The sequence below is a fragment of the Aerococcus sp. L_32 genome (assembly GCF_050689315.1).
In genome coordinates this window covers 1-1,391 of sequence record NZ_JBOEQF010000492.1, presented here as the reverse complement: position 1 = coordinate 1,391, position 1,391 = coordinate 1, and the positions used below count along the sequence as shown (strand labels likewise).

The window sequence follows — 1,391 nt, the reverse complement described above, 5'->3', positions numbered from 1 at the left end:
ACACGACCTTGAGACTCTGTATCTGGTACACGTTGTACACGGTGAGCGCCAGATTCAAATTTCAATTTAGAATATACATTGTCCCCTTGAATTTGTAGAGTGATTTCTTTGAAACCACCGATATCATTACTAGATGATTCAACAACTTCAACGCGCCAACCTTGGCTAATTGCATAACGATTGTACATTTCATACAAGTCACCCGCAAATAATTGGGCTTCATCCCCACCCGCTGCACCACGGATTTCCATGATGATATTTTTGTCATCATTTGGATCTGAAGGAATCATTAAACGTTTAATCTCTTCTTCAAGATTGTCACGTTCTGCTTTTAATTCTTTCAATTCTTCTTTTGCTAATTCGGTCATTTCATCATCTGATGACTCTGCTAATAATTCCTCAGTATCTTCAATAGCTTGAATCACATCTTTGTAGTGACTAAATGTTTCTACTTTTGGTCTTAAATCAGCTTCTTCTTTAGAGATAGCGCGGAACCGTTGATTATCATTAATCACGTCCGGGTCACTCATTAACTCAGTTACTTCCGCATAGCGGGCAATAAATGAATCTAATTGGTCTGTAAACATGCTCTCAACTCTTTTCTATTTCTTTATGTAAAACTTACAGTCTATTCTCGATATTAATGTAGGTGTGGCAAAAGTTATTTCACTTACACCTACTTGCTATTCACCATTATTGCGCTCAATATAGATTTTACCATCTTTCAATGGTGGATGGTGATAATGTTTACGACAAACTGGGTAATAAGCTTCATTTCCGCCAATTTGCAATTGCTCACCCTCATACACCGGTTTCCCGTCAGCTACACGCATGTTCATAATAGCCTTTTTGGCACAGAACCAACAGATGGTTTTCACTTCTTCAATCTTGTCAGCTAAAAGTAATAGGTATTTAGACCCTTCAAACAAGTTATTTAAGAAGTCATTTTTCAAGCCAAAGGCCATAACTGGGATATCTAATTCGTCAACAATACGTGCCAATTGGTAGATGTGGTCTTTTGATAAAAATTGGGCTTCATCAATTAACACACAATAAATTTTTTGGTCGTTCTCTCGCATATAAGTGGTTAAATCCTCATACACATCCGTCTCCGTCGCAATTGCACGTGCTAATCTTTCTTCGCCCACACGACTAGACACATTCCCTACACCTGCACGGTTATCAACAGCACTGGTATAAACCAAGACATGTTTGTCTTGTTCTTCATAGTTATGTGCTACCTTAATGATTTCAAAAGACTTACCACTATTCATTGCACCGTAACGGAAAAATAACTGAGCCATCTAAACACTCCCATACTTTTTAATATCGATTTACTCAGCTATTCATTTTACTTTTATTCCCGTCACTAGTCAATTTTATTTCCTGCT

The 1,391-nt window shown here is 37.5% G+C and carries 2 protein-coding genes; both read right to left on the bottom strand.

The window, feature by feature from the left end:
* Positions 1–587: PCRF domain-containing protein (locus ACRCJ0_RS14180; protein WP_431390870.1), on the bottom strand; the 587-nt coding region annotated here is incomplete at its 3' end.
* 96 nt (positions 588–683) lie between these two features.
* Positions 684–1,304, bottom strand: a complete 621-nt coding sequence (locus tag ACRCJ0_RS14175; protein WP_417893020.1) for a thymidine kinase — start codon at positions 1,302–1,304, stop codon at positions 684–686.
* Positions 1,305–1,391: the final 87 nt, after the last annotated feature.